Source organism: Paludibaculum fermentans, from assembly GCF_051172195.1.
Classification (GTDB): Bacteria; Acidobacteriota; Terriglobia; order Bryobacterales; family Bryobacteraceae; genus Paludibaculum; species Paludibaculum fermentans_A.
Genome location: NZ_JBPJAQ010000001.1, coordinates 3278239 through 3300634, shown reverse-complemented (window position 1 = coordinate 3300634; position 22396 = coordinate 3278239). Strand labels below are relative to the sequence as shown.

Genomic DNA, 22396 nt, shown 5'->3' with positions numbered 1-22396 from the left:
TCCAAATTAGTTTTCGAGGGCGTCGCGGATGCGGTCGCTCAGCATGTCGACGAAGCGATCGGCAATGTAACCGTTCATGCGGCTGACCACGCTGCCCTGGCGGTCGAGAATGACTGTGGTGGGGATGGAGTTGATCCGCAGCAGTACGGCCAGCCCATCCTCGTAGAGGAACTGTCCCTTCCACTTCTGAGCTTCCAGGAAGGGTTTCACGGCGCCGCGATCCTCGTCGGTGGAGACGTTGAGGAAGATGACATCCGGATTGTCCTTGAAGCGCAGCTTGGCCTGCTCGTAGAGCGGGTGCTGGGCGCGGCAGGGGCCGCACCAGGTGGCCCAGAAATCGAGGATGACGACTTTACCCTTTAGGCTGGTCATGGATACGGGGTCGCCCGTGACACCGCCGAGGGTAAAATCCGACGGAATTTTGGCTCCGAAATTGGGATCAAACTGCTTCAGGCGGGCCTGGCGGGCCGTCAGGGCCTGGCCGACACGCTGGTAGGCGGCGAGCATGATGGAGCCGAAGCCGTTCTCATCGCCGAAGGCCTTTTTGGAGAGTTCGCCCAGGCGGGCTCCTTCCTTGGCGGCATCGGTGGGTGCGGTGCGTTCGTCGTTGAGGGCCAGGGCCTCGGCCAGGGATTCCAGCGCGTCTTTCGGCTTGCCGGCCTTTTCGAGCAGGCGGGCGCGTTCGAAGGCATTCTCGGCTGTCGGGCAGACTGCCCAGCCCTTCTTTGCGGCCTCGAGGGCTTCGTCGTAGCGGGCCAGGTTGCTGAGGGCTCTCGCCTCGAAGGTCTGGGCGCGAGTGAGGGCGTATTCCGTTTCGTCGAGGCGGCGGCCCCGGCCAGAGCCGGGCTCTTTGGATTCGAGCTGCGATTTCCGCTGATCGCTCACCATTTCGATGAGCATGCGGGAGTACTTCAAGGCTCGCTCGGCGCTCTCTTTGTCGTCGCGATCGAGCAGGGTGCGGGTGACGTTGTCGAGGATGGCGCCGCCGCGGGCTCCGCTCTCGATGGCAGGGACGCCGTAGAGCACCAGACGAGCTTTGTCGCGGTTCTCGACTGCCGCCTGGGCGAGGACGCGGATGATCTCCTGGCGGCGCGCGGAATCCGGATACTTTTTGAGGTGGCGTTCCAGGGCACGCGTGTATTCGATGGCGCTGCCACCGGACTCGCCGAGCGAGCGTTCGAGTTCCTGATTCTCCCTGGCCGCGGGATCGTCCGCCGGTTTTTCCTTGGGTTCCTGCTGCTGGACGGGTTCGGACTTATCGGCCTTCTTGGACGAGGGGGTCTTGGCCGCTGGGGGCTTTGATTGGCCTAGCAGGAGCGCGGTGGAGAGGACAAGCAGGAAGAGTGTTTTCATTGAGGCTTCGCTTCCCCGCCCGGTTTGGCAGGTGGGGGCGGTGGATTGCGGAAGGTGGCGGCCAGGCGTTCAGCCCGTTCGCGCGCCATGTTCAGGTAGCTCTCGTTCTTGGTAATTTTGTCGAGCAGGGGCAGATAGACGTCCACGCCGACGATCCGTTTGCGGTCCCAGGCGGCTTCCAGCTTGAGGACCGCCTGATTGACGCCCAATTTGTCGTAGCGGGCGGTGCGTTCCAGATCGATGAAGAGCTGGGCCGATTCGCACATGCGCTCGAACCAGTCGTAGATACCCTGGACGTCGGTGTCGGCGGAGTAGTTGAACTTGACCTCGTGCGTTTCAGCGCCCTTCTGCCAGCGCAGGAGTTTGTCGCCCATGCGCGCCACCTTGAGGCCGGATTCGACTTCATGATCAAAGTGGCCCAGTTTGTCGCTGAAGGCGAAGATCTCGTCCGTCTCCATCTCCTTCAACTTGAGGACGATGGGATTGTCCTCATCGGGTCCTTCGCGATACTCGGCCTTGCCTGTGCGATCGAGCCGGATCTCCTGATACTCCGGCTTACTGCCTGGGAATTTCTTGGAGTAGAAGAGTCGCGGAGCATCCTGCGCGAACGCGATCAGGCTGAAGCAGAGTAGGAGAAGAAGTTTCATAAGGCGACTTTCACGGGCCGCCGCATGGCATGGCAGAGGGCGACCGCTAATGCGTCAGACGCGTCGAGGGAGGCGATGGGTTCCGCGAGCCCCAGGAGCACGCGGACCATCCACTGCACTTGTTCCTTCTCGGCCCGGCCATTGCTGGCGACGGCCATTTTCACTTGCGCCGGAGGATATTCGCTGACTTCCAGGCCCGCTTCGGCCAGGACGAACATGGCGACGCCACGGACGTGGGTGAGTTTGAGGGCGCTGCGGACATTCACTGAAGTGAAGGTATCCTCGACCGCCGCTTCGTCCGGAGTAAATTCCGCCGCGATTTCGCGCAGGCGCGAACCGATGGTGAGCAGGCGGGCGCTGAAGGGATCTTTGGCGTTGGTGCGGATGACGCCGGCCTGGACGAGGCGATGGCGCGTGCCGTCCGTATCGATGACGCCGTAACCGGTAAATTGGCTGCCGCAGTCGATGCCCAGGATGCGCACGCGCCCCTCAATTGGACGTGGTTTCGTTGCTTAACCTTCTGCTTCTTCGTCGCCGAAGTCAGCGTTGGTGTAAACGTTCTGGACGTCGTCGTGCTCTTCCAGGAGATCCATGATCTTCATCATGGCGTTGGCGTGCTTTGCGTCGACTTCCACGAGATTCTTGGGGATCATGGCGATTTCGGCTTCGACGGTGGGGATGCCGGCCTTGGCCAGGGCTTCCAGCACCGTGTGGTGCGATTCGGGGGCCGAGAGGATTTCCCAGTTTTCGCCTTCGTCGCGCACGTCGTCGGCGCCCGCGTCGAGAGCGAATTCCATCAACTGGTCTTCAGTCGCCTTTTCCTTCTCGATGAGGATCTGGCTTTTGCGATCGAACATCCACGCCACTGAGCCAACTTCGCCCATGTTTCCGCCCTGCTTGGAGAACATGTGGCGCATTTCGCTGACAGTGCGGTTGCGGTTGTCGGTGGCCGTGGAGACCATGATGGCAGCGCCACCGGGCCCGTAGCCTTCGAACATGATTTCGTCGATCTGTCCGCCTTCGAGTTCGCCGGTGCCGCGCATGATGCCACGCTTGATGTTTTCCGCCGGCATCGAGACGGCCTTGGCAGCGGTCACCGCGGTACGCAGGCGAGCGTTGCTATCGGGGTCCCCGCCGCTCCGCGCAGCAATCACGATTTCTTTGATCAATCGTGTGAACATCTTGCCGCGCTTGGCATCCAACGAGGCCTTCTTGTGCTTGATCGTCGCCCACTTTGAGTGTCCGGACATTGCTCTACCTCTGACTCTTTAACTGACTGCATGCGGGCGCACTACGGCCCAAAGGGACAGGATAGCAAATGCGACCGGGAGTGCCTAGCCGGGAATGGCCTCACCGCAGCCGCCTGCTACCGGCTCAGTGTCCAGCTGTCGGGACTGCGCGGTTGAGAGAGTCCGACTTGCTGAACTTGGGCCAGCTGTATCCATAGAAGGCGACGAAGGCGAAGCAGACGGCCGGTACGATGAAGCCGCGGGACATGTCCCACTCGTCGGCGACCCAGCCCATGAGCTTGGGCAGAAGGGCTCCGCCCATGATGGCCATGACGATGAAAGCAGAGGCCTTCTTGGCGCGGGCGCCGAGTCCGAAGATGCCCAGGGCAAAGATAGTGGGGAACATGATGGACATGAAGAAGTAGCTGAGGAAGACGCAGATGACGGAGATCCAGCCGAGTTTCAGGAAGACCAGGAAGGTGGCCAGGACGTTCATGGCTCCGTAGAGGCCCAACACCTTGTGGGCGGAGTACTTGCGGAGAATGCCGGCTCCGCTGAAGCGGCCGATGAGGAAGCAGATGGAGCCGAGGGAGGCGAGGTTGGAGGCGCCCTTGTTGCTCATGGTGAGGACACCCGCCTTGTTCGGCTCGAACCAGCCGGTGAGCCAGTCGCGAAGGAAGCCGACGCTGGCGCCTATGCCCGCCAGGTTATCTGGCCAGGAGGCGGGAATGGCGGGCAGCTCGGCGGTCATGTAGTTGATGAAGAAGCTGAAGATGCCGGCCTGGGCGGCGACGTAGAGGAACTGGGCGATCACCGCCATGACGAAGTGGGGGTGCGACCAGATGGAGTGGGAGACGGGTGCGGCGCTGTCGTCGAGATGGTAATCGTCTTCGCCCTTGATGTCGGGGATGTTGGAGAAGTAGAAGATGACGGCGAGGACGATGACAAAGAAGGCGATGTACATGTACGGGATGTAGAGGGTCTCGCTGCCGGTGCTGCGGCCGGCGGCATCCTTGCCGTAAAAGAACATGCTGCCAACGATGGGGCCGAAGATCCAGCCGACGCCGTTGCAGGATTGGGCGAGGTTGATACGGGTGGCGGCAAAGCGCTGATCACCGAGTACGGTTGTGTACGGATTTGCGATGGTCTCGAGGAAGGTGAGACCGGTAGCGATAACGCAAACACCCGTTAAAAAAGCCACAAATGCCATGTTGGCGGAGACACGGCCTTCGTGGACCATGGAGTTGATGTGGGTGGCGGGGATGAACCAGAAACCGCCCAGTGCGACGATCAACAGACCCATCACGATGCCGCCCTTGTAGCCGAGCTTGGTGGCCAGCCAGCCGGCCGGGATGGACATGAGGAAATAGCCAAGATAGTGCGCGAACTGCACCCACGCCGACTGCGACTTGGTCAGGCCCAGCTCTTCCTGGAAGTGCTTGTCCATGACATCGATCATCCCGTTGCAGAATCCCCAGAGCAGGAACAGCGAGCTGATCAGGACAAACGTGAACACCAGGTTCTGGCCGTCGGCGGTGACGAAGATACTCTTCTTGGTATTACTCATAGCGATTGGAAAGAGTCTATCAACGATCGCCCCCTCCTTTGCGCGCCCCATCTTGACGGCAGCGGTTGATATGCTGTTCACCAATGCGGGCTGCTTTTCTCATCCTCTGGGTGCTCTCCGTCCATGCTGCCGAGCCGGTGAGTTACCAGCGCAACGTCCAACCGATCCTGGCTGAGCGCTGCCTGATGTGCCACAACGCGCGCAATGCGAGCGGCAAGTTTTCCGCCGTTTCGGTGGCTTCGCTGCTGCAGGGCGGCGTGTCGGGTCCGGCGGTGAAACCGGCACAGGCGGAAGCCAGCCTGCTGCTCCAGGTGGTCAGCGGAGAGAAGCCACGGATGCCGAAGGCGGGGGCTCCGCTCAGCGCGGCAGAGGTCGCCACCATCCGGCGCTGGATCGAGGAAGGGGCGAAGGACGACTCTTCCGGTGCTGCCGCGGCGCAGGTTTGGTGGTCGCTGAAGCCGCTGCAGGCCGTGCAGCCTCCGGCAGTGAAGGATCCCTGGATTCAGACGCCCCTCGACGCGTTCATCCTGGAAAAGCTGCAGGCGAACAAGCTTTCCCCTTCGCAACCCGCCAACCGCCGCACGCTGATCCGGCGGGTGTACCAGGATCTGATTGGACTGCCGCCGACTCCGGCGGAGGTCAGCGCGTTTGTGAGGGACGAGGCTCCGGATGCGTACGCGAAGGTCGTCGACCGGCTGCTGGCCTCGCCGCGGTATGGGGAGCGCTGGGCGCGCCACTGGTTCGACGTGATGCACTACGGCGAGTCGCACGGCTATGACAAGGACAAGCCGCGGCTGAACGCCTGGCCGTACCGCGACTGGGTGATCCGGGCATTCAACGAAGACAAGCCTTACGCGCGCTTTGTGCAGGAGCAGATCGCGGGCGACGCCTTGTTTCCCACGGATCCCCAGGCGCTGGTGGCCACCGGCTTCCTGGCGGCAGGCCCCTGGGACTTCGTCGGGCATCAGGAACTGCGCGAAGGCACGGTGGATAAGGACCTCACGCGCGTGCTGGATCGCGACGATATGGTGGCCACTACGATTTCCACCTTTACGTCGATGACCGCGCATTGCGCGCGCTGTCACGACCACAAGTTCGACCCCATCCCGCAGCAGGACTACTACAACCTGCAGGCGGTCTTTGCGGGTGTCGACCGGGCCGACCGGCCATTCGACGACGACGCAGCGTTGTTCCAGCGCAGGCAGGCGCTGCTGCGGCAGAAGCAGGCGATTCAGCGGCGGCTGGATCCGCTGCTGGACAAGGTGGAATTCGCCACGAGTCCGGCGATCGAGACGCTGGACAGCTCGATCCAGGACGCAAGCCTGCTAATCACCCATATGGGCGAACCCAAGACGCCGGCTGAGGCCGCGCAGAAGCAGGAATTGGAGACGCGGCGCACAGCCGACCGGGCGAAGCGCAAGCAATTGGTGGACGCGATAGTCGGCCCCGAAACCTACGTTGAGATTGACAGGGTCAAGGCTGAATTCGCGCCGATTGACGAGCAGTTGAAGGCGCTGCCCAAGCCGCGGCTGGTGTACGCTCCGGCGAGTTATTTCCAACGGGCCGGCACGTTCCGTCCGGCGCTGCAGCCGCGTCCGGTCACCGTGCTGGGGCGAGGCAATGTGCGCGCTCCCGGGAAGCCGGCGTTTGCGGCGGGACTGACCTGCGTGTCCGGACTCAACGCCCGGTTCGATCTGGCGGATCCTGGTGACGAGGGCAGCCGGCGGGCGGCGCTGGCGCAGTGGATCACGGCCCAGGAAAACATGCTGACGTGGCGCTCGATTGTGAACCGCGTCTGGCAGTATCACTTCGGCACAGGCATTGTGGAGACGGCCAGCGACTTCGGGCGCATGGGCGCCAAGCCGTCGCATCCCGAGATGCTCGACTGGCTAGCCGTTTGGTTCCGCGACGAGGCGCACGGATCGCTGAAACAACTGCATCGGCTGATCGTGACCAGCTCGGCCTATCAGCAGGCGTCCGCGCAACGCGAGGACGGGGCAAAGGTCGACGCCGACAACCGCCTGCTGTGGCGCATGAACCGTACACGGCTCGATGCCGAGGCATTTCGCGATTCGGTGCTCGCGGTCTCCGGCAAGATCGATCTCACGGCGGGCGGGCCGCCGGTGCAGATGTTCTTCTTCAAGGACGATCACTCGCCGGTGTACGACTATGCCCGATTCGATCCGGACAGTCCCGGAGCCTATCGGCGCAGTATCTACCGCCTGATTGTGCGTAGCGTGCCGGACCCGTTCCTGGAGCGGCTGGACTGCCCGGATCCCTCCGTGCTGACGCCGAAGCGATCGACCACGATCACGGCCATCCAGGCGCTGGCGGCGTGGAACAACATCTTTGTCCTGCGCATGTCGGAGCACTTCGCGGAACTGCTGCGCGGGCGGGAGTCCGATGCGGCCGGGCAGGTTCGCGAGGCAATCCGGCTGGCCCTGGGGCGGGAAGCGACGGAGCGAGAGTTGGAACTCTATGGGCAGTATGCCCAGCAGCAGGGGCTGGCCAACTTCTGCCGCGTGCTGTTCAACACCAACGAATTCCTGTTTGTCGACTGAGGAGCCCATGAACCGTCGAACTTTTCTGTGGAACCATGGCGGCGGGCTGGGCGGGGTCGCGCTGGCGCAGCTGCTGGCGCGCCAGGCAGCGGCCAGCGGCAAGGGGCGGCCTGAGCTGAACGGCGGGCTGCACCATAAGGCGCGGGCGAAGCGCGTGATCCAGCTCTTCATGTCCGGTGCGGCGAGCCAGTGCGACACCTTCGATTACAAGCCGCTGCTGGTCAGCAAGGGCGGCCAAGCCTGGGATCCGGGCGAGAAAGTGGAGCTGTTCCAGAGCAACCCTGGCGTGGTGATGCCGAGTCCGTGGGGCTGGAAGCAGTACGGCCAGTGCGGGAAGTGGGTGAGCGACCTGCTGCCACATACGGCGAGCTGTGTCGACGACATCGCGTTTGTGGCGTCGATGATGTCGAAGTCGAACGTGCATGGGCCGGCCACCTTCATGCAGAATACGGGCTTCATTCTGCCGGGGTTCCCGAGCGCCGGAGCATGGGTCTCCTACGCGCTGGGCAGCGAGGCGGAGAACCTGCCGGATTTCGTGGTGTTGCCGGATCCGCGCGGCATGCCGCCGAATGGGGCCGCCAACTGGTCGTCGGGGTTTCTACCTGCGTCGAACCAGGCGACGACGATCCGTGTAGGCACGCCTACACCGATTCACGATTTGCGTCCGCCTAAGGACGGGGGGTTCATTACGAAGGAGAGCGAACGGCAAGGGTTGGCCCTGCTGGACCAGGTCAACAGGATGCATGCGGCAGAGCGGGCCGGTGACTTGCGTCTGGAGGCGCGCATCGCCTCCTACGAGATGGCCGCGCGGCTCCAGTTGAGCGCGCCGACGGTGCTCGACATTTCCGGCGAGTCGAAGGCGACTCGCGATGCGTATGGGCTGGACGAGGCGATTACGGCGGATATGGGCCAGCGCTGCCTGGTGGCGCGCAGGCTGGTTGAGCGCGGCGTGCGTTTCGTGCAGGTGTGGAGCGGAGCGGACAATGGCTTCCCGCGCCGCAACTGGGACAGCCACGAGAATCTGGCCAAGGATCACGGCGAATTGGGCCGGGCCTTGGATAAACCGGTGGCCGGCCTGTTGAAGGATTTGAAGGCCCGCGGACTTTTGGAGGACACGATCGTCTACTGGACCACGGAATTCGGACGAATGCCGTGCAGCCAGGGCAGCAAGGGCCGCGATCACAACCCGTTCGGCTTTACCTCCTGGTTCGCCGGTGGCGGGTTCAAGGGCGGTACGACCTACGGGGCGACGGATGAATGGTCGTACAAAGCCGTGGACAAGCCGGTGTACTGTTACGACATCCATGCGACGCTGCTGCACACGATGGGGATCGATCATACGAAGCTGACGTTCCGGCATAACGGGATCGACCGGCGTCTGACGGATGTGCACGGGGTGGTGATTCCGGAAATGCTGGGCTGACACTCGCAAAAAAGAGAAACCGCTATGATGTTGTTTCGCCGGCTATTGCCGTACAAAAGGAAACAACTCGATGTTTCTGGTGAGATGTGCGATCTCGCTTTTCTCTGTGGTGCTACTCGCACCCCTGGCCAGCGCCTGCAAATGCGTGCCATCCAACCGTAAGGCGTGCGAGGGATTCTCCAAAGGCGAATTGGTTTTCGCGGGGCAGGTGGAGCGCGTCGAGCCGCGCACCGTGGAGGATCTCAGGCTCAGGCTGGCTGCGATCATTGGCCCGGAAGCAGCAGCGAAGGCATGGACTGACGCGCGGCTGGACGACCAGACCATGCTGGCCGCCTTGAAGAAACTCTTGCCCGCTTCCACTTACCGGCACGTGAAAAGGATGAGTGGAGACAAACTCGCTGACGAATTTGAGGAGGCGACCACCGTGCGGACGGCTCGAGTCCGCGTCACTGAACGCTTCCATGGCGACGTAAGCTCCGTAGTGGAGATCCGGTTTGGCGTCACTTCCTGTGATGTCCAGTTCGAGGAAGGCCGGAAATACCTCATTCAAACGGGGAAGGAGCAGGGCTCGGAGCCGCTCAGCACGGGCGTCTGCGACGGCACTGTGGAGATTGAGGATGAAGCGAGGCAACTGGCTCCCTATCGCAACCTGATCAGCAAGACGGCCCCAGCCTCAGTATTCGGCTTCGTGACACAGGAGCCTCAGGACCTGCAGATGGCCTTCGGCGCCTCGCAACCCGTTCGAGGGATCGGCATCACGGTACGCGCCAACGGCACGGTTTGGCAGGCGGTCACGGATGCGAAGGGCCAGTACTCGGTGGATCTGCCGGGTCCCGGATCTTATGAGGTCACGGCGGACATTCCCGGACTGCCGGAGGCGGAGCGTGTCCGGCCACTTGAATTGACGCCAGGTCAGTGCCGTCACACCAACTTTTCGGCCGTTCCTTTCGGCTCAATTCGAGGACGGATCGTCGGGTCCGATGGCCTCCGAATCGCCAATCGGTTGATTGAAGCGGTGCCAGTATCATTGCCACCAGAAGCCCGCCGCCGCGATTTGGGAATGATGGACGAGGATGGCACTTTCCAGTTTCCGTTTCTCCGTAGCGGAGACTACCGGATTCGCACCGCTTCGCCCGGGAATATCGACCGCTACGGCCAGGATGGCGCGCGACTGGAGGACCTGCCAATCTACTACCCCGGGGTTGCCACAGAAGAGCAAGCCGCCGTGATTCACCTGGACCCCGGCCAGACTCTCGATGGCCTCTCGTTCCAGCTGCCTTCGGCGCTCCCGCCCTGGTGGTTTGAGGGCAAGCTCACCGCAACCCAGGCTGACGTGGAAGACATCCCGATCTGGTCGCTGGACGACGCATTGGGGGCAGACCAGGAGCCGTCTGCTCACTCCACTTCGAATCTGTATGGGGCGTTCCAATTCATGGGCGCCAAAGGGCACTCGTACTCCGTATTCGCCCACTACCGCGATGCCAGCCTGCACTACTACTCGACACCCGTAAAGATCACGCCCGAGAACCGGCGCAGCCTGCGGCTCGCGCTGCAATCCACCGCTCCGGACACCGACTGCGAACTCTGCCGCAAGTATAATCATCTGCGGGCGGCCGAGGATTCAAAGTGAGCTGACGGAGCGCTGATTCCGGGAATGCTGGGCTGAATGGCCGGACTTTGGCGCAGAGTTTTACGGATAGATCTGACATAATCAGGGCAAAGCGAGTCGAAGTAGATGATGCGACCCATGATTGCCCGCTTTGCGCGGTTCGCGATGCTCCTCCCGTCTGTCCTCCTGGCGAACGGAATGGCTTGGGGCTGCTTCTGCGTGGGTACTCCACGCAAGGCCTGCGAAGGCTTCTTTGACAGCGATATTCTCTTCACCGGCCGGGTGACCCGCATTGAGCCTCGAACGGATCAGGAGATGACGACCCGTGTGCTCAGCATGCTGTCACCAGCGGCTGGCGCAAAGCTTCGCGCACGCAAACCCCTCACCAATGAGGAAATGCTCGATGCCCTGAGGAAGCTGCTGCCGGCGGAGGCCTTTCGGGTGCTCGAGGCGAAGTCGGGAGTGGCTCTTGAGCTGGATTTTCAAGGCGCCTTTTCAACCAGAACGGCGCACATCCAAGTATTGGAGCGATTTCACGGGGATGTGGCGCACGAGGTGGAAATCCCCTTCGGAACGAGCAGTTGCGATTTTAAGTTCCAGGTGGAACGCGAGTATCTGATTGATGCCTCCAGGGACCAGAAGTCCAGTGGTCTCAGAACAGGCTCATGTTCACGGACCGCGGAAATCAAGGATCCGCACCAGCTGGATGCGTATCGAAATCTCCTGAGTCTATCGGCACCACCCACGGTGTTCGGGTTTGTTACGAGGCAGCCATCGGACTTGGAGCTCTTCTATCGAGCCTCAAAGCCGGTGGCCCAGGCCACCATCACTATCCGCTCCGGAGAACAGACCTGGCAGGCATCGACAGATGCTCAGGGGGAGTATTCACTGGCCTTGCCAGCGCCTGGCTCCTATCAGGTCGAGGCCGGCCTGAGCGAACTGCCTGAGCGGCAGCGGGTTCTTAGGCTCGACGTGCTGCCCGGCCAGTGCCAGCGTGTGAACTTCTCCGCTATTCCGATGGGCAGTATTCGTGGAAAGCTACTCGACGCAGACGGCCATGGGGTGGCTGGCGAACTCGTGGAAATTCGCGGGGTGCCTCCTACGCTCGACCCAAGGCACATCAGCAGGGAATACACCCACGCCGACGGTATCTTTTGGATTCCACGACTCATCTCCGGCGAATACCGGCTATTGATCAATCCCGGTTTGCCGCCACGGAAGCGGAGATGGATGGGCGACCGTTCGCCTTACGGAGAGACTTTTTACTCAGGAGGTACCCCAAAGGATCAAGCCGTGACCATTCATCTCGATCCCGGCCAGGATCTCGACAATCTGGAATTCCGTCTACCGCCGGCGGCTCCGGAATGGCGCATGCACGGGGAGGTCCAGGCTCCGGACGGTGACGTTGAAGCGGTGAAGGTATGGTTGGTGGAGGAAGGCTGGCCGGAGGACAAGGCGGTGATCGACGGAGTCCGGGTGGGTGTAGACGGGCAGTTCACCCTGGTAGGCGCCCCCGGCCGTTCGTATGCCATCTTCGGCCACTACCGGGATGCAAATGTACACTACCATTCCGCGATTACGCCGCTGATTCCTGGCGCACAGAGTCCCATCCGGCTGGCTCTGGAAGCGGCCCCCGCCAACGAAGACTGCGAACTCTGCCGTAAGTATCAACATCTCGACATCTCGCCAGATTGGAAGTGACGGGAGGCCGATCCCGGCTAACATATCCATATGTCTCGCCGACGTACTCTCTGTCTCCTGGCCGCTTTTGCGCTGGCCACCCCTGCCCTGCCCGCCGCCGAGGGCGACTCCCTCGAAGCCACTGTCCAAGCTGTCTATGCCGTCATCTCCGGACCGGCTGGCACACGCGATTGGGCGAAGTTCCGCTCGCTGTTCACCGCCGGCGCGCGGCTGATTCCCGTACGACATACTGCCGAGGGCAACACGCCACGCGTGATGACGCCCGAGGATTACGTCCAGATGGCCGGCGCCAATTTCGAGAAAGCCGGCTTCTTCGAAACCGAAGTCAGCCGCAAGGTGGAACGCTATGGCTCCATCGCGCATGTCTTCAGCACCTACGAGTCGCGGCGCGCGCCCGGCGAAAAGCCCTTCGCGCGCGGCATCAACAGCTTCCAGCTTGTCTTCGACGGCAAGGACTGGAAGGTGATGACGATTCTATGGGACTCCGAGCGGCCCGAGACGCCGATCCCGGACAAGTACCTGACGAAGTAGCGCTACTTCAGGATCTTCTTTAGCGCCTTCTGGAACTCCGCCGCCTGGCGCGTGAAGCCGAGGTCCGTTGGGTGGGAGCCGTCGATGGTGGCTTCGCCGTCGTCGCCCAGCAGGTCGTCCGCCTTGAGATAGTGCAGATGCGGGATCTTCTCCTTCTGCATTTTTGCGTACTCTTCGCGCATGGCGGCGTGGTTGGTCTCGTTGCGTTCGCGACGTGAGGCGTTCAGGAAGTTGTCCGCATAGTTGCGGTCTTCCACCAGCAGGATGGGCGTATCGGGATGGGCCTCGCGCAGGATCTTCACGCACGGGATCGCATTGGAGTGGACCTCTTTGGCAGTGAGGTTCGGCAGGCAGTCGAGCACGAACACGGCGGGGTCGAGTTCCGCTACGAACTTGGTGACTTCCGGTTCCATCTTGCCGTTGCCGGAGAAACCGAGGTTGATGACTTCCCGGTCGAAGAGGCGGCCCAGCATCGAGACATGTGTCATGCCGGCGCGCGAAGCGGAGAAGCCGTGTGTAATGGAAGTCCCATAGAACACGATGGGCTTGCGGTCCGCCGGACGCGCCGGGCCGGCCTCCATCGAGCCGCCCTTGGGCACGCCGATCTCCACCGAAGTCACCGGGTTGTGCATGGGCAGGTACACCATGTATTCGCGCGGGCCCGCCGGCAGGCCGCTGGCCAGCGCATCAGTGTTTTCCGGAAACTTGGTCGGACGCCCGATGCCGAGCCAGTGCCAGCGCCCGGCGTCATTCTTCGCGTATAGATCCAGGCCGCTGCAGGCGACAGGCGTACTGTTCGGCGAGGTGAGGGTCTTGTTGGTCAGGGTCCAGCGGGCATGAATCGCGGTGGCGTTGGTCACGAAGCGGACGAGCACGCCAGCCGAGTCGCGGCTGAGGTCCCAAACCACGGGGCGCACCACGCCTTCGGCACGCCCAGGCAACCGGTCGTAGGGGGCTTTCTGGTCTTTGAAACCCAGCCCTTCCACGCGCAGTTTCTTCGCGTCGTGCCACTCCAGTTCCGGAGCCGCGGCCGGAGCCTGCGCCAGCAAAGGCGTCGAACCCAGCAACAGCGTAAATCGGCGTCGATCCATTCCACGATCCTCCCAGCAGTGAATCCCCATCATATCCGGACACCGGGCCCGCTATCCTGGCAGTCAGTGACGTCACACGAGATCGCGCTGTTGCGCCTCCACAACCAATCGCTTTGGAGCCAGCCAGGGACGGAACCGGGCGCACTGCTGCAACGCCTGGCCGCTGTACAGGCGCAGGAGTTCGCGTATGCCAAGTGGTCCATTGGCCAGCGGACCAGCGGCGCCACGCACGCTTCCATTCAACAGGCTTACGCCCGGGGAGCGATCCTGCGAACGCACCTGCTGCGCCCCACCTGGCACTTTGTGCATCCAGCCGATATCCGCTGGCTGATCGACCTCACCGCCCCGCGCATCCGCCTCCTGAATGGCTTCACCCAGCGTGAACATGGCATCGAGGAAGCGATGCTGAGGCGGAGCAATGCCATACTCGGCCAGGCGCTCGCGGGCGGCCATCACCTGCCACGCACAGAACTCTCTGCCAGGCTGGCCGCCGCAGGCCTGCCGTCGACGGGTGTCCCGCTGGCGTATCTCGTCATGCACGCCGAGCTCAGCAAACTCGTCTGTAGCGGAGCCATGCGCGGCAAGCAGCATACATATGCGTTGATGGACGAGTGGGTGCCGGCCGCCGCGGCGCTCACCCGGGACGAAGCCCTGGCTGAACTCGCCCGCCGCTACTTCACGACGCGCGGCCCGGCCACGGTGAGGGACTTCGCCACCTGGTCGAGCCTGACCCTCGCCGAAGCCCGCCGCGGCTTACAGGCGGTGGAGCATGGACTGGAGCGATTCCAGGCGGACGGCCGGGCATACTGGCTGGCTCCGGCGGATCCACGTCCCAAGGTAAGAACACCACGCTTCGATCTCGTCCAGTGTTACGACGAATACATCATGTCGTACAGTGAGAGCCGCGACGTGCTGGGCCTCGGCGCGCTGGACCGCCCGGAGTTCGTCCATTTCATATTGCTGGACGGCCACAGGATCGGGCGCTGGAGACATCAGCTCAGCAACGGCGGAGCCGAGGTAATGACCAGCACCGATCGTGCATTAACTTCGCGGGAAGCGGCCGCGCTGCAGTCGGCGATTCGCCGCTATCAGCGATTCCACCAGGCGGGCGGCTAAGCCGAGCCCGCGAGCCACGCCACCATCCAGGCCGTCAGCGCTTCGGCGGTCAGGCTCTGCGGCACGCCTTGTTTGCCGCGCGGATCCACAACCAGCACACGATCCAGATCCTCCAGCGCGAACACGGAGACGGTGTGACGCTGATAGGCCGGGACGCGCCGCGCCGCGAGGTAGACATATTGAGCCAGGAACGCCGCATCCGTCAACGAGCCGGCGGGATCATCCTGGTCCGGGGTCGGGTTCGACCGGTTCTGGTCCTCGAACAAAACCACGCTGCTGAAGGGCTTCAGTTTCTGACGCAGCCCGAAGCCGGCGAACAGCACCTGCGGTTGGGCCCGGCGCAATGCCTCTGAGGCAGCCCACTGGACAAACGAGTTATTGAAAACCAGCGACCCGTTGCCGCTCAGCAAGATGCCGCGCAGAAACTCGCGCAACCGCGGACTGTCTCCGGTGGCCGGATCCAGCAGCTTGCGGATGTCCATCCGCTTCAGCTCGTTGGTTGTCTGGTCGGCCGACTTGATGTCGCGGCTGATGCCGTTCAACCGGTTCAGGAACTCGCGGCGTACCTTCTCCAGCGCATCCCACGAAAGGCTGGTCACGCCGCCGGCCTCGCCCGACAGGCATTTGCGGCACTCGATCACCCAGGTGGTCTCATCGGCTTCCAGGCCCGCGGGCATCTTCCGCTTGACCACCGCCGGCACCAGCACCTCTTCCACTTTGAGGAACGGCCGGTCGAGCTGCACCCAGCGGCCCAGTTCCGCCACTTCGGGCCAAAGCGGATCCACGGGCTTGGGCAGGCCGGAGGGCAGGATGGAGAACACCAGCCGCGGCACCGGCTTGTTCACCCCTGAGGCCTGCACGGAGTCGTCGATGTGCGCAAAGACCTTTTCCACCTGCTGCCGCCACTGCGGGTACAGCGGCGACCGGGCCATGACCCCCACGTCATGGATGCTCAGGCCCGTCGACCCCGGCTGCCACTTCGGCAGATCCATGCGGTCTTCCACCTGAACCACCGCGGCGAACAGGGTCTTGAACTCGGCCGGCGGCAGGGCGGCCAGCCAGTCCATCTGCGCCTTCAACTGGCGCTGCTCAGCCGGGAACAACATCTCCCACTGGTGCAGCTGATCGTTCAGCGCCGGACCGAACGTCCGTGGCAACCGCGAGATCAACTCTTTGTAGTCAGGAGCAGCCATGCCATCAACCAACAATCTCCGGCAGGTGCGCACCCGCCGCCTTGATGGTCTCAAAGCCCATCCACGAACCCATCGACGGCGCGAAGTCGATCTGGCGCACGACGCGCTCCACCACCTGCGGCTTGCGAATGGCCGGGCCCAGCAGCATGCTCCAGGCCATGCGGCAGGTCTCGGTATCCGTCCGGTGATTGAAGAACCCATTGGTGCTCGATCCATCCGGATCGCGCCCGAACTCGTTCATGATCAGCAGCGTCGTATTCTCCTTCAAATCGGGGCTGGCCTGGATGAACTGCCACAGCTTGTGGCACAACATGTCCGACCGGCGGATGCCGCCCAGGTGCAGCGAGTAGGAACCCGAGTGCGCCACCTCGACATCGGAGAAGTTCATCATCAGCATCGACGGCGCCAGGCGCTTCAACACTTCCATGCCCACGGTCAGCGTGAGCTCATCGCCGCTGACAGGCGCCGTGGGGCCGTGAATAAAGCCCGCCAGCGCATCGACGAAGGTCTTCTTCACCGTCGGATCCTGGAAGGTCGAGGTGGCGGGTACGCCCCAGCCGATGCGCTCGTAGTCGGTCTCGAGCACCGCCTTCATCTCCTGCAGCAGTTGTTCGCGCTCCAGTGTCTTGCGCGAGCTCTGGCCCATGATGATGCGCTCCACTGCTTCGATGAGAAGCTGCTTGGCGAGGATCACGTTGATGCCCGGGCTGATGTTCGCGGTGAGCTGCTTGTTGCTGGTCACCACCCAGCAGTCGTTGGGATCGGCCGGCCGCCCCGCTTTCAGGTAGTGGAACATGGTCGGGTGCGCCGGCTTCTCTGAACCCCAGTCGTCCACATGCTGCCACACACCGGTGAGGATGCTGGCGATGGAGTTGAAGTGCGACGTCACGCCTTCGTTCACCGTGAAGGGGTAGAACAGCGATTGCGGCAGCAGGTCGTTGAACAGGCGCGGAACATTGACGATGCCTTTTTCCGAGAAGCTCTCCTGCCTGCGGATGCCGCCGATGGTCACCAGCACCAGCCTCTTTGTACGCGCGGGCACGGCTGCCGCGGGCGCCGCCGCCAAGCGCTGCGCCACGGCCGCAATCAGCGTCTGAATCAGGGTTCGCCGGTTCATCATCAGTGCTCCCTCCCTGTTGGTCCTCAGCTTACTGCCTTCTACCAGCACACACAATGGAGGCCTACTGCACGCCTTCCTTCACCTTCCACACACGGTCCGGGCGAACGTCCTTCCACTGCTGGGTCAGGCCCGAGGGCCAGCGGATCTCGACCAGCGAAATCGCGGCGTCCGCGCCCAGGCCGAAGTGCACCGGGCCGGCGCTGGAAGACGCATAGCCTGCACTGGTGGACGCCTGTTGCCACTGCGTGCCGCCGGCCGTCACCACGCGAAGGCGCGCCCCTATGCCGTCCCGATTGCTCTTCGTCCCTTCGAGCTGGATCTCCAGCCAGTGCGCAGCCGCCGGGCTTTCGTTCATCCACACCTCGGGTGCGGCGCCCAACGCCGACACCACCGTATCCAGGCGCCCGTCGCCGTTCAGGTCGCCGATGGCCGAACCGCGATGACGCCGCGCCGGACCCGCCGCCAGCCCGGCTTCCGCCGTCAGGGCTTCAAAGCGCAGCTTACCCAGGTTGTGGAACACCGTATTGCGCTGCTCCACCGTAATGCGCGGCGCGGCCTGCAGGGACTGCACATGGCCCCGCGTCACGAAGATGTCCTTGCGCCCGTCGTTGTCGAAATCTCCGATGGTGGGCGAGTAGCCCGCCATGGACAGGCTCAATGGGCCCATGCCACTGGTCCGCGTCGCATCTTCGAACTCGCCCTTGCCCGTATTCCGGTAGAGCGGAAAGGTCTCGTCGTCCAGCGCCACCAGCACGATGTCGGGATACCCGTCGTTGTCCAGATCGTTGAAGTCGACGCCCATGCCGGAGATGAAGTCGCCGCTGTCCACCAGCGCTACCCCGGCCGAGAACGCTACCTCTTCAAAGCGGCCATTGCCCTTGTTGTGAAACAGGCTGTTGTACACCTTGTCGTTGGCGACGAAGATGTCCATCAGGCCGTCCAGGTCGTAGTCGGCCACCGCGATGCCCATGCCCTTGCCGGGGTGCGCTCGCAGTCCTGAGGAAGCGGATGCATCGGTGAACGTGCCGTCGCCGTTGTTGAGATAGAGCTGGTTGGGCGAGCGCTTGTACATCTTGGGATGGCAGTACTCGCGGTGGCCTTCGCCGGTGCAAACGGGCTCGGTCGCCGCATCCCACACCAGATAGTTCACCACCACCAGGTCCAGGCGCCCGTCATTATTCACATCCACCCAGGCCCCGCCCACTGACCATAGGGGGCCGAACTCTTTGTCCGGCTGATTCAGCCCGGCCTTCGCTGTGACGTCCTGGAAGGTGCCGTCCCCATTATTCCGGTACAGCGTATTTTTGTGAACACCGCCGACAAAGAGATCGGGCCAGCCGTCGTTGTCGAAGTCGCCTACCGCCGCACCGTTGTCGAAACCGGTTCCGGCCAGCTTCGCCTTTTCGGTGACGTCGGTGAAATGGCCCTTGCCGTCGTTGGCCAGCAGCCGGTTGAAGTACTTCGCCGAAGTCTTCTTCAACGTCTTGATGTCGGCGCCGTTGGTGAGGAACAGGTCGAGGTCGCCATCGCGGTCGTAGTCGAACAGGGCCACGCCGCCGGCCATGGTCTCGGGCGCATGGCGCTCCGCTGTTTCGCAGCTTTCCAGCGGGAAACCCGCCGTTTGCAGGGAGAAACGAATGGCGCTCTCCGCGCTGTGGGCAGGCGCGGCCAGCCAGGCAGCCATTGCTCCGGCCAGGGTCAGGGTGAACACCGCGGCGGTTCGCCTCACTGCCCCTCCAGGGACTTCAGCGCCTTTTGCGCCATGGCGTTGTCCGGCTTCCTCAACAGTAGGTCACGCATCACGCCACGAGCGCTGTCCCGCTGTCCCATCTGCACATGGACCCGGGCCAGGTTCAGGTAGAGCATGTCGTCATCCGGCGCCACCTGGATGCCATAGCGGAAGGCCGCGATCGCGTCGTTCGGCTGCCCGATGTTCATATAGAGCACACCCAGATTATTGATGGCGGAAGAGTCGTCGCGCTTGATCGAGATCGCCTTCTCGAATAGTCCCCGCGCTTCTTCGGTCTTGCCCTGTTTGGCCAGCAGCAAGCCCAAGCCATTCGCCGCATCGCGGTTATTTGGTTCCAATTCCAGTAGACGGCGGAAGAGCCGCTCGGCCTCGGCGCCGTGGCCGGACTCCTCCTGCGCATGGGCCGAATTCAATAGAACGTAGGGCAGGTCCGGCGCCAGAGCCAGCGCCTTCTCGTAATACTTCAAGGCCTCAGTCCAGCGCCCCCCTTGGGCCTCCACCCCGCCGAGTTCGTTCCAGCCTTCCGGCAGCCGGGGATCCAGATCAACGGCGCGCTGCAGCACTCCGCGCGCCAGGTCGAAACGCTTTCCTTCCAAGTGAATTCGGCCTACCGCCAGCAGCGCTTTCGGATTGTCCGGAGTGCGCCTCAGCATCTCCTCGAGATAGGGCAGCGCTTGCTCGGGATAGCCGGCCTGCAGCAGCGCCCCACCGAATTTGTAATAGTCGCGCCGGGGCCGTCCGGTGTAGACACCCTGGAACGGCAGGCCGCGTGCCTCCGGGAGGGGACCGCCCAGCGACTGCAGATCGGCCCGCAACGCACTGGCCTGCGGCGGCTCCGCGTAGATCTTCCGGACTTTGCTCTCCCCGTCGATCAGCAGCCACAACGGAGTCTCCAACTCCACCCGGTAGTCGAACAGATAACGCCGCAGGATCGAGTAGGCCGCGGCCAGTTCCGCGGGCGCCTGCCGCAGATCCAGGCGGTCCACCGGGCCGTCAATCGTGGGCAGCGTCTCGCCGGCATGAACCACCAATAGGCCAGGACCGCGGCGTTTCTCCGGCAGCGGCACAGGCTCCCAGAACCAGGTGGAGTGCAGCCGCGACACGTTGTCGGCCGCCACGGCGGGCCCCTTCGGCCACTCCGATGCCTTGGCCAGCGGCTTGGCAACAACCGCCGTCCGGCCCTCCTCCACCTCATACAGGAAGCCCGCCGCCAACGAACCAAGCTCCTGCCGCACGCCGTTCGGCCAGGTGACCGTTGCCTTTTCGGCCCGCGGCCGCTGCGACAGGCCGAAGTGAAGCCTCTTTGTATGCTGCGAGAGGTAGCCCGATCCGGCTGCGATCCACTTCACCTGCCCGTCGACCTCGACTCGCGCGCCAATGGCGTCTCGATTCGATTTCGTCCCGCGCAGCGCCAGCACCAGCTTGTTCCGTCCTGCGCCGCAGTCGTTCTGCAACACGCGTACCTGGGGGCCGCAGCGGCTCTTCAGGATGACGTCCAGATTGCCGTCGCCATCGATGTCGGTGAAGGCGAAAGCGCGGCTGTCCTCCGCAAAATCCAGGCCGCTCACCCCGGAGAAGTTGTAGTAGCGTCCCGCCCGCCGCGCGAAGAACATGTTCGGCTCCGGAGCCGCCCAGGAGTAGTCCTGCCGGATCAGCTGATTGATCGCGTTCCAGCCGTTCTCATAGGCCGGTGCCGCCGTTTGGCGCACGGGCGACTTCGACACCACCTGCCGGTAGAAGTAACTCATCAGGTCAGTCGACCCGTTGTTGTTCACCATCCCGCAGGCCACATACAACTCAGGCGTGCCGTCGTTGTCCACGTCCGTGCCATCGCACGACCACGACCACGGGCACATCTCGATGCCTTGCGAATCGCCGGTATATTCAAAACGGCCGTCACCCAGGTTACGGTACAGCGAGTTGCCTTTCACGTGGTGCCGGTAGGCTGCCAGCAGCGCTGGATCCTTCTGCACCGGCCCGAAGGCGGGATCATTGACGACACGCTGGCCGCAGGCGCTCCACATGTTGGAAACCAGCAGGTCCGGGCGGCCATCGCCATCGTAGTCCAGCCACGCCGCGCTCATGCCCGGACCGAGATCGACAACGCCTGCCTCTTCGGCCACGTCCCGAAAGTGCCCCTCCACATTGCGGTAGAGGTTCTTCCGCCCGAAATCATTCGTCACGTAGAGGTCCGGCCAACCATCGCCGTTGTAGTCGCACCATGTGGCCGCGAAGCTGAACCGGTTGTTGTTGTGGTCCAGGCCAGCGGCGGCTGTCACATCTTCAAAGTAGCCGGGCTTCTCGTTCAGCCGATTCCGGAACAGGAAGTTCGGAGGGCCGTTCTGCGCGTCGTGATACGGCACCGGATAGCGGTACTGCGCTTCGCTCTGGTAGTACACATAGCAGCAGAAGTAGAGGTCCAGGCGCCCATCCCGATCGAAGTCAGCGGCGGCGACGCTCGTGAACGAGCCCTGCGGTTTGGTGGCAAACCGGAATGCATCCGGAGCGTATTGGAATTTGCCGTGCCCATCATTCAGGAACAGCATGGGCAGGTTTGAGCGCACCAGTACAAGGTCCTGCTGCCCGCTATTGCGGAGGTCCACAAAGAGCGCGCAGGCAGTGTCGTCGAGAAGATCCAGTCCGGCTTCGGCCGAGATGTCCTTTAGCCGTTCCCCATCCCACTTGTACAGGCGGTTGGGCAGTCCACCGGGTTGGCAGACGTAGATCTCGTCCAGTCCATCCCCGTCGATATCGGCTACCGCGACACCGTTCTCTCCGTATACATCCAGGCCGCAGGCCGGATCCAGCCGGGCTCGCCAGTACGGCACGCCGCGCGCCAGTTGCTCGCGAAACGCTTGATCCTTCTCGAACGCATGCCCCGTCACGTCTCGGAACCAGGGCTTGTCACCGCGCACGAGGGTCTCTTCCAGCGGCTCCAGACGGGTCACTTCGGCGCCGTCCCATTCGACGCGCCAGGCTCCGGTGCGGTGCTCCAAACGCCCATCGCGCAGCGCGCGGATGTCGAAGCGGGCGACGTTCTCCGGCAGAGTATAGAACCGCGCCGATCGCACTGCCCCCAGGGAGGCCCGCCATCGGGCCCAGCCTTCGGCGATGCCTTCCTCGGCCCCGAAAACTCCTTTGGACACGCCTTCGGCAATGGTCTCGTACGAGCGGGGTGCCGGCGACCCTCCGCGGCAGCTCTTTGAGAAAGAGAGGGATCCCTCGCGAACGACGCCTGAGAGGCGGTGCTCGAGCTCGAGAGCAGCCTTCTCGCCGCTAAACTCGTCGGAGCCGGCCTCGACGAACGAAAGAGCCGGCGCATAGGGCGGGGCCAATCGAAACTTCACGGGATAGGGGGCAAAGGCGTGCGCGCGGGAGGTGAATAAGCCGCCGGCCGCCAGGCCCGCCAAAAACTCTCTGCGCTTCACGCGGTCTCGCTCCCGTTTCCACGCCTTGCTGTGAACAGCTCCAAATCCATCTTCGGCACAATCAGTCCCCTGTCGCG

The 22396-nt window shown here is 63.1% G+C and carries 16 protein-coding genes; 6 read left to right on the top strand and 10 right to left on the bottom strand.

The features are described from left to right. Positions 1–6: 6 nt before the first annotated feature. The 5 genes from ACR9Y2_RS13360 to ACR9Y2_RS13340 all read right to left on the bottom strand — a co-directional run bounded on the left by ACR9Y2_RS13360 (position 7) and on the right by ACR9Y2_RS13340 (position 4796). On the bottom strand, positions 7–1353 hold the full coding sequence (locus ACR9Y2_RS13360) for a redoxin family protein (protein WP_435041819.1): 1347 nt from the start codon (positions 1351–1353) through the stop codon (positions 7–9). Further along, on the bottom strand, positions 1350–2000 hold the full coding sequence (locus tag ACR9Y2_RS13355; RefSeq protein ID WP_435041818.1) for a hypothetical protein: 651 nt from the start codon (positions 1998–2000) through the stop codon (positions 1350–1352). Before ACR9Y2_RS13355 ends, ACR9Y2_RS13360 begins: the two co-directional genes overlap by 4 nt. Continuing rightward, positions 1997–2482 (bottom strand): crossover junction endodeoxyribonuclease RuvC, encoded by a 486-nt coding sequence (gene ruvC, locus ACR9Y2_RS13350; protein ID WP_435041817.1) that lies wholly within the window; start codon positions 2480–2482, stop codon positions 1997–1999. Before ruvC ends, ACR9Y2_RS13355 begins: the two co-directional genes overlap by 4 nt. Before the next feature lie 30 nt (positions 2483–2512). After that, on the bottom strand, positions 2513–3250 hold the full coding sequence (locus ACR9Y2_RS13345) for a YebC/PmpR family DNA-binding transcriptional regulator (RefSeq protein WP_435041816.1): 738 nt from the start codon (positions 3248–3250) through the stop codon (positions 2513–2515). 124 nt (positions 3251–3374) lie between these two features. Further along, positions 3375–4796, bottom strand: coding sequence for a sugar MFS transporter (locus ACR9Y2_RS13340; RefSeq protein ID WP_435041815.1), 1422 nt, complete (start codon positions 4794–4796; stop codon positions 3375–3377). Between the two features lie 83 nt (positions 4797–4879). Here ACR9Y2_RS13340 and ACR9Y2_RS13335 point away from each other — a divergent pair, with 83 nt between their 5' ends. The 5 genes from ACR9Y2_RS13335 (at position 4880) to ACR9Y2_RS13315 (ending at position 12621) form a co-directional block, all read left to right on the top strand. Beyond that, positions 4880–7357, top strand: a complete 2478-nt coding sequence (locus ACR9Y2_RS13335; protein ID WP_435041814.1) for a PSD1 and planctomycete cytochrome C domain-containing protein — start codon at positions 4880–4882, stop codon at positions 7355–7357. 7 nt (positions 7358–7364) lie between these two features. Continuing rightward, the gene (locus ACR9Y2_RS13330) at positions 7365–8780 is read left to right on the top strand and encodes a DUF1501 domain-containing protein (protein WP_435041813.1); all 1416 of its coding nucleotides are present in this window, start codon (positions 7365–7367) and stop codon (positions 8778–8780) included. A 70-nt stretch (positions 8781–8850) separates the two neighbouring features. Next, positions 8851–10410, top strand: coding sequence for a carboxypeptidase-like regulatory domain-containing protein (locus ACR9Y2_RS13325; RefSeq protein ID WP_435041812.1), 1560 nt, complete (start codon positions 8851–8853; stop codon positions 10408–10410). Positions 10411–10527: 117 nt separating this feature from the next. Next, a complete protein-coding gene (locus tag ACR9Y2_RS13320; RefSeq protein ID WP_435041810.1) occupies positions 10528–12090 on the top strand; it encodes a carboxypeptidase-like regulatory domain-containing protein in 1563 nt (520 codons plus the stop codon). Between the two features lie 30 nt (positions 12091–12120). After that, the gene (locus ACR9Y2_RS13315) at positions 12121–12621 is read left to right on the top strand and encodes a hypothetical protein (protein ID WP_435041809.1); all 501 of its coding nucleotides are present in this window, start codon (positions 12121–12123) and stop codon (positions 12619–12621) included. 2 nt (positions 12622–12623) lie between these two features. Here the strand turns inward: ACR9Y2_RS13315 and ACR9Y2_RS13310 are convergent, their stop codons facing one another. Beyond that, on the bottom strand, positions 12624–13712 hold the full coding sequence (locus ACR9Y2_RS13310) for an SGNH/GDSL hydrolase family protein (RefSeq protein ID WP_435041808.1): 1089 nt from the start codon (positions 13710–13712) through the stop codon (positions 12624–12626). 66 nt (positions 13713–13778) lie between these two features. On the opposite strand from ACR9Y2_RS13310, the gene ACR9Y2_RS13305 reads away from it, so the two are divergent. Continuing rightward, a complete protein-coding gene (locus ACR9Y2_RS13305) occupies positions 13779–14828 on the top strand; it encodes a winged helix DNA-binding domain-containing protein (protein ID WP_435041806.1) in 1050 nt (349 codons plus the stop codon). On the opposite strand, the gene ACR9Y2_RS13300 is transcribed toward ACR9Y2_RS13305, so the two are convergent. The 4 genes from ACR9Y2_RS13300 to ACR9Y2_RS13285 all read right to left on the bottom strand — a co-directional run bounded on the left by ACR9Y2_RS13300 (position 14825) and on the right by ACR9Y2_RS13285 (position 22319). Continuing rightward, positions 14825–16021 (bottom strand): hypothetical protein, encoded by a 1197-nt coding sequence (locus ACR9Y2_RS13300; protein ID WP_435041805.1) that lies wholly within the window; start codon positions 16019–16021, stop codon positions 14825–14827. The two genes, ACR9Y2_RS13305 and ACR9Y2_RS13300, sit on opposite strands and share 4 nt — an antisense overlap. A gap of 4 nt (positions 16022–16025) precedes the next feature. Further along, the gene (locus ACR9Y2_RS13295) at positions 16026–17141 is read right to left on the bottom strand and encodes a hypothetical protein (protein WP_435041804.1); all 1116 of its coding nucleotides are present in this window, start codon (positions 17139–17141) and stop codon (positions 16026–16028) included. Between the two features lie 61 nt (positions 17142–17202). Then, positions 17203–18870 (bottom strand): CRTAC1 family protein, encoded by a 1668-nt coding sequence (locus ACR9Y2_RS13290; protein WP_435041803.1) that lies wholly within the window; start codon positions 18868–18870, stop codon positions 17203–17205. Further along, positions 18867–22319, bottom strand: coding sequence for an FG-GAP-like repeat-containing protein (locus tag ACR9Y2_RS13285; protein ID WP_435041802.1), 3453 nt, complete (start codon positions 22317–22319; stop codon positions 18867–18869). The genes ACR9Y2_RS13290 and ACR9Y2_RS13285 overlap by 4 nt, the downstream gene beginning before the upstream one ends. Positions 22320–22396: the final 77 nt, after the last annotated feature.